Below are 6,143 nucleotides of genomic sequence, written 5' to 3'. Positions count from 1 at the left end.
CGGTTCAGATCCGCCTGACGGGATACTCGAACGTGACCGGTCAGGTGACGGGCCAGTCGGGCCTGATCACGATCGGGCCGTTCGAGACGGTGGGCATCTCGAAGACTTTCGACGTCGTCAACGGGAACCACGCGCAGGACGACACTCTGATCGTCTTCGTCGACATCATCAGCGGAAATTCGGCGATCTCCGGGCTCACCTCGACCAACGACAACGGGACGAAGGACCCGTCGGGGGCGCAGCTGCGCCCGGCGGACTGGTCCGCGGGCCGCTGATCGCGGCATCACGAAGGACGCGAATTTCGAGCCCGCTTCGGCGGGCTCTTTTTTTTTCTCAGCAGCAGCCGTCGGGCATGTTCGGCCGCGCGCTCGCCGGCTGCGGCCCAGCGTGGCATCCGGCAGGGAAGGCTTCCGGAGCTCCGCGATCCAACGCAGCGACGATCAGGAGGACGCACGGCGTCAGACCCGCCGTCAGCACGGCGTCGAGCCATCCCGTGAACGCCTTGCCGGGCTGCCTCGCGATCGGTAGGAAGGTGTCGCGGATCGAGAGGCGGCGCGTCGGAGAGCGCGAGCGCCTTCGCCGCGAGAAATGCCGACCAGTAGCGGTATCCGATCGCGAGGACGGCGAGCGTCGCGAGCATGAGAGGAAGTGCATTCATGGGAAGATGCCGACTTGCAGCATCGCCGGATTATCGCCCACGGACCGGCTGCGCACATCAAATCCGAAATCCGAATATCGAAATCCGAAACAAGCACGAAATTCGAATGATCGAACGACTGAACGGGATCCGGCCCGGTCGAAGGAATCTCGGCGTAAACGTCGGCCGCCCTTCGAATTTCGAACATTCGTGCTTCGAGGATGTTTCGAGTTTCGTGCTTCGAGTTTCGAATTTCGCCATTCCTCGGCCGCTTCGAGGCTCGCGCTACTATTCCGCCTGTGGATCGCCCCTTCCGCTACGAGGACATCCCCGAGGACCCGAAGGACCTCGAGCGCGACTGCGCGATCTCCTTCTTCCGCGCGTCCGGGCCGGGCGGGCAGCACCGCAACAAGACGGAGACGGGGGTCCGCCTGGTTCACCGGCCGACGGGCGAGATCGCGGCCGCGACGGAGGAACGGAGCCAGTCGCGCAACCGGCAGGCCGCCCTCGAGCGGCTCCGGGAAAAGCTGCGGCGAAGGCTCAAGCCGCGCAAGCCCCGGAAGAAGACGGGAGTTCCCGCGAGCGCCCGCCGCTCCCGGCTGGAGCAGAAGCTCCGCCGCGCCGAAAGGAAGAAGCTCAGAAAGGTGGACGAGGAACGCTGATGGTCGAATATACGCAAGAGCACGCGCGCTCCGGATTCGAGGCGCCGCTCCCGGCGCTCGAGACGTGGCCCAACCAGTACCCGGACTACGAGATCGTCGTCGAGATCCCCGAGTACAACGCGATCTGCCCGAAGACGGGGCTCCCCGACTTCGGCCGGCTCGAGCTCCGGTACGTCCCCGACCGCCTCTGCCTCGAGCTCAAGTCGCTCAAGCTCTACATCGTGGCGTATCGAAACGTCGGGATCTTCTACGAGAACGCCGTCAACCGGATCCTGCGCGACTGCGTGGCGGCGTGCCAGCCCCGGCGCATGGCGATCACGGGCGTCTTCTCGTCGCGCGGCGGGATCTCGTCGACGATCGCGGCGCGATACGCCGACGGCGCGTTCGGGGTCTGAGTCGTGCGCGGTCATTCATCGAGCCGGAAGGGCGCGTGCCGCCCGGACCACGCGGCGACGGACGTTCCGGCTTTGTCGTTCCCGCGAAAGCGGGAATCCACGCCTTTGTCGTCAGGCGGCGTCCCCGCTTTCGCGGGGACGACGGCTGCGCGGTCGCCCCATCGGGATGTCGCGGGCGACCCGCATCCCGTCCTCCTTCGCCCCTCCTTCGCCAGAGCTTCGGAGGGCTTCGGCGGATCAAGCCTTCGACGATGTTCAGGGCTGAAGCGCTGTTTCTCGCGGTCAATCCGCCGTAGCTCAGCAGAGCGAAGACGGATCTCGTTCGCGCCTGACCGCGCCTCCGACATCGCGCCAGGAGGGATCTTCGCGTTGTCATCCGGCATCGCGAGCCGCCGGTTTGTCCGGCACGAAATCTGCTGATCCGATGGAACAGAACGAAACTCCCCTGCCCCTCTCCGGCATCCTCGTGCTCGACCTGTCGCGCGTCCTCGCGGGACCGTACTGCACGATGCTGCTCGCGGACCTCGGCGCCCGCGTGATCAAGGTCGAGCATCCCGACGGCGGCGACACGACGCGCGGCTGGGGGCCCCCGTTCGATCCGTCCGGAGAGTCCGCTTATTACCTTTCGATCAATCGGAACAAGGAATCGATCGTCCTCGACCTCGCGACGGAGGCCGGCCGCCGCTCGGTCGGGATCCTCGCGGCGCGCGCCGACGTCCTGCTCGAAAATTTTCCTCCCGGCGCGCTGGATCGTCTCGGGATCTCGCTCCCGGAGCTGCGCCGGGCGAATCCCCGGCTCGTCACCGGATCCGTGACCGGCTTCGGCCGGGTCGGCCCGGACCGCGACGCGGTCGGATTCGATCTGCTCGCGCAGGCGGGCGCCGGCCTGATGTGGGTGACGGGCGATCCCGACGGGCCGCCCCAGAAGGTCGGCATGGCGGTTTCCGACGTCGTCGCCGGGTACAACCTGGCGGTCGGCGTGCTCGCGGCGCTCGTCGCGCGCGACAGGGCGGGCAAGGGAAACGCCGTCGAGGTCGACCTCTTTTCCTCCACCGTCGCGATGCTCCCCAACTACACGCAGGCTTGCCTCGTCTCCGGAATCGAGGCGGCGCGGTTCGGCACGGCGCACGGCCAGATCGTCCCGTACCAGATGTTCGAGGCGAACGACGGCGCCTTCATCCTGGCCGTCGGAACGGAGAGACAGTTCCGGAACCTCTGCGACAAGGTCGTCCGAAAACCGGAGTGGGGGGCGGACCCGCGGTACTCCTCCAATGCGGCGCGCGTCGAGAACCGGGTCGCCCTCGTGGGCGGGCTCGCGGCGATCTTCGCGACCCGCCCGCGGGACGAATGGCTCGCGCGATGCCGTGACGCCGGCGTGCCGGCGGGGCCGGTCCGCGGCCCGCTCGAAGCGCTCGAGAGCGAGCAGGCGCGCGCCATGGGTCTTCGAGTCAGGGACGGCACGTTCGAGACCGTCGCCTCCCCGATCCGTTTCGCCGGGACGTCAGCGCCGCTTAGCCGTCCGCCGCGCCTCGGCGAGCACACCGACGCGATCCGGCGCGAATTCGATCTGCCGTAATAGTCAGTCACGCATCGCGAGTCGCGAGTCAAAAGTCAAAAGTCGGAGCGCTCTTGCAGCGGACGGCGAGCGAACTCGCCGCCGCTGAACTCGCTCAGGATTCGAAAAGTTTTCAGAGGCGCGGTCAGAGGGGTCGGAAGACGGGTCCGGGCGAGCCGGCAAAATAGGGAGACCGTCCGAGGCGCGGCGAGGCGCGAGCCCGGCGGGATGCGGGCCGGCCGCGAGATCCCGAGGCCTACCGGGGCGTAGGTCGCAGGGTCTCGCGGACGGTACGCGCCCGCCCGGCTCGATGCATCGCCGCGCCCTTCCTAACCGATCATCCGTTTGATGGCGTCGATCGTATACGGCGCGCTTCCTTCGGCCCTATTGTTCACGATCAGGAACAACTCCTTGCGCCGCGCTTCGGCCTCCCGCGCGATCCGGACGGCGTCGGCGCGCATCTCCGGGTGCTCCTCCTTGATCCGGTCGTAGGGCGCGAAGAGCTTGACCGCATCCTCGTAGGCTCGCCCCGGCGCGACGAGGACGCGCGCGAGCCAGAAGTCGGCGTCGGCCGTTCCCGGGACCTCGAACTGCTCGGCGAGGCCCGGCATGCGCGTCCACCAGTTCAGGACAGGCGCCGCGCCGTGCGCGCGCAGCAGCGCGACGTGGCCGGCGTCGAGGTACTCGCGCGTCCGAATCTCGACCGCGTACCGCCGCTCCCGGGGCAGGGCGCCGAGGAACCGGTCGAGCCGCTCCCGGAAACGGGCCTTTCTTTCCGCTGTCGGTCGGCGGTCGCGGCCGAACTCGAAGACGAACGGGCCCAGGTGGTCGCCGAACCCCTCCTCGGCGGGGCCGAGCACCTCCCGCCGGAACGCCTCGACGCTCAGGTAATTGGGGTTCGCCGTCCCTCCCCGGGGGCCATGCCGCTCGATCTTTGGAAATCGCTCGCACGTGATCTCCTCCCACACCTTCGAGACGACGGGAAAGCCCGGCGGGAGCGCCGCGCCGTACCGGCGCCACTCGCGCGCCGTCTGCGGGCGATAGAACGTGAAGTCCGCTTCCACGGTGTCGAACCGGCCGCTCGCCGCGTAGAGCGCGAGCCGCTCGGCCGAGGACATGCTCTCGGGGGACGCCGCCGGATAGACGATCCCGCGCCAGCCCGGGTAGTTCCATGTCGCCGTGCCGAAACGCGTGAATCCCCGGGGGAGCGCCGGGCCGGGCGCCGCGGCGGGCCGTGCGAGCTCCGGGAACAGAAGGGGCGGGGCGTCGTCGGAAGACATCGCGAAACGGCCCCGGCGCCCTCAGGCGGCTTTCGGAGTCTTTCCGGCGGGCGACCGCCGGGAATCGTTTCGGCGTGAAGCGCCGCCTCCGCCGGCCCCCCCTTCGAGCATCTGCCCGGCTGAGCGGTCGAGGCGCGGCGCAGACGGGGTGCCACCGAACCGGCCGCGCCGGGGTCCGGCAGCCGTTGTCCCGGGTCGCCGATCGGGGGCCGCTCGCTTCCTCAATCCCGCGAGCTCCGCTGGCCGTGCGAGATCTCATCGATCTTGGACGCCAGGATGAAGTCGTTCTCGGAAAGGCCGAGGATCGCGTGCGTCCACAGCGTGAAGTCGACGCGGTTGTAGTGCACGCAGAAGTCCGGATGATGCCCTTCCGATTCGGCGAGGTCCGCCACCTTGCCGAGAAACGCCATCGCCGCCCGAAAATCCGGAAACGTGACCTTCTTGCGGAGCTTCCGGTCCTTCTCTTTCCATCCGTCGACCTGGGCGAGGAGGCGTTTGGTCTCCGCCTTCGACAGCGGCTCGACGCCTCCTTCGCATGGAACGCATCGTTTCTCCCTGAGCGACATCGGACCCTCCTTCAACGCGCCGCCCCCGACGCCTCGCCGGGCTCCGGCGGCACGTACGGCGTCGCGGTCAACGAAACCTCGCGCCCGTCTCGCCGGACGCGCACTTGCGCCGGTTCCCCGGAGCCCGGCTCCGACAGCACGATCCGCAGGTCCTGGGCCGAGCGGATCGCATGGCCTCCGAAGGCGACCACCACGTCGCCCGGACGGATTCCCGCCCGCCGGGCGGCGCTGCCGGCGATCGTCCGCGCCACCGACAGTCCGGCGCTCTCCTCCGAGGCCAGGTCGGGGATGATGCCGAACGTCGCGCGGCCGCCCCGGGGAGCCGAGGGATCGAGCTCCCGGAACGCCGGCCGGCCCGTTTCCCCGGCGATCCGCTCGACGCACCGCCGCACGAGCTCGAGAACGCGCGCCTCTCCGGGCCGGTTGATCGTGTCTTCCGTGTCGGCCGGGGTGTGGTACTCGGCGTGCTTCCCGGTGAAGAAGAAGAGCACGGGGACGCCGCCGAGGAAGAACGACTGCTGGTCGCTCCCGCCGTAGGGATCATCGGTGAACTGGAGACGGAACCCGGCCTCGCGGTTGAGCTCTTCCAGGAGGTTCGGCCACGCGGGGGACGATCCCGTGCCGATCACGGCGAGCCGGTCGGCGCGGAGGCGGCCGATCATGTCCATGTTGACCATGGCGACGGTCTTCCCGATCGGCACGAGCGGGTGCTTCACGTAGTGGGCCGAGCCGAGCAGCCCCAGCTCCTCTCCCGAAAACGCGAGGAAGAGCACGCTGCGGCGCGGCCGCGGGCCCGCCGCGAGCGCCCGCGCGAGCGCGATCAACCCGGCGGCGCCGGAGGCGTTGTCGTCGGCGCCGGGATGGATCGCCGGGCGCCGGTCGGCCGCGAGCGACGTGGGCCCGCCGAGACCGAGGTGGTCGAAGTGGGCGCCGACCGCCACGACCTCGCCCCCCAGCGCCGGATCGGCCCCCTCGAGGATCCCCGCGACGTTCGCGGCCGGGAGGCGGCGTTTGCGAACGTCGGTCGACAGCTCGACCTCCACGGGGA

At 69.2% G+C, this 6,143-nt stretch carries 7 protein-coding genes; 4 read left to right on the top strand and 3 right to left on the bottom strand.

Annotated features, from left to right (window positions below; genetic code table 11):
• The 4 genes from VKH46_12975 to VKH46_12960 all read left to right on the top strand — a co-directional run.
• The coding region (locus VKH46_12975; protein HKB71751.1) for a hypothetical protein at nt 1-275 on the top strand (275 nt) is incomplete at its 5' end.
• Nucleotides 276-936: 661 nt separating this feature from the next.
• Nucleotides 937-1,299: a peptide chain release factor-like protein gene (locus VKH46_12970; protein HKB71750.1), complete on the top strand. Its 363-nt coding sequence runs from the start codon at nt 937-939 to the stop codon at nt 1,297-1,299.
• Nucleotides 1,299-1,694 (top strand): preQ(1) synthase, encoded by a 396-nt coding sequence (queF, locus tag VKH46_12965; GenBank protein HKB71749.1) that lies wholly within the window; start codon nt 1,299-1,301, stop codon nt 1,692-1,694. The genes VKH46_12970 and queF overlap by 1 nt, the downstream gene beginning before the upstream one ends.
• 424 nt (nt 1,695-2,118) lie before the next feature.
• Nucleotides 2,119-3,270 carry a CoA transferase gene (locus VKH46_12960; protein ID HKB71748.1) on the top strand — a complete coding sequence of 384 codons (1,152 nt, stop codon included), beginning with the start codon at nt 2,119-2,121 and terminating at the stop codon, nt 3,268-3,270.
• A 308-nt stretch (nt 3,271-3,578) separates the two neighbouring features.
• Here VKH46_12960 and VKH46_12955 read toward each other — a convergent pair whose 3' ends face one another.
• The 3 genes from VKH46_12955 to VKH46_12945 all read right to left on the bottom strand — a co-directional run.
• Entirely contained in the window at nt 3,579-4,529 is a 951-nt protein-coding gene (locus tag VKH46_12955; GenBank protein HKB71747.1) for a DUF72 domain-containing protein, read from the bottom strand.
• A 221-nt stretch (nt 4,530-4,750) separates the two neighbouring features.
• Nucleotides 4,751-5,095: a 4a-hydroxytetrahydrobiopterin dehydratase gene (locus VKH46_12950; protein ID HKB71746.1), complete on the bottom strand. Its 345-nt coding sequence runs from the start codon at nt 5,093-5,095 to the stop codon at nt 4,751-4,753.
• A gap of 11 nt (nt 5,096-5,106) precedes the next feature.
• A partial coding sequence (locus VKH46_12945; GenBank protein ID HKB71745.1) for a M20/M25/M40 family metallo-hydrolase occupies nt 5,107-6,143 on the bottom strand: 1,037 nt, incomplete at its 5' end.

This window comes from Thermoanaerobaculia bacterium (assembly GCA_035260525.1).
Classification (GTDB): domain Bacteria; phylum Acidobacteriota; class Thermoanaerobaculia; order UBA5066; family DATFVB01; genus DATFVB01.
Note: the sequence above shows the minus strand (reverse complement) of the source record. Positions and strands in the feature narration are given on the sequence as shown.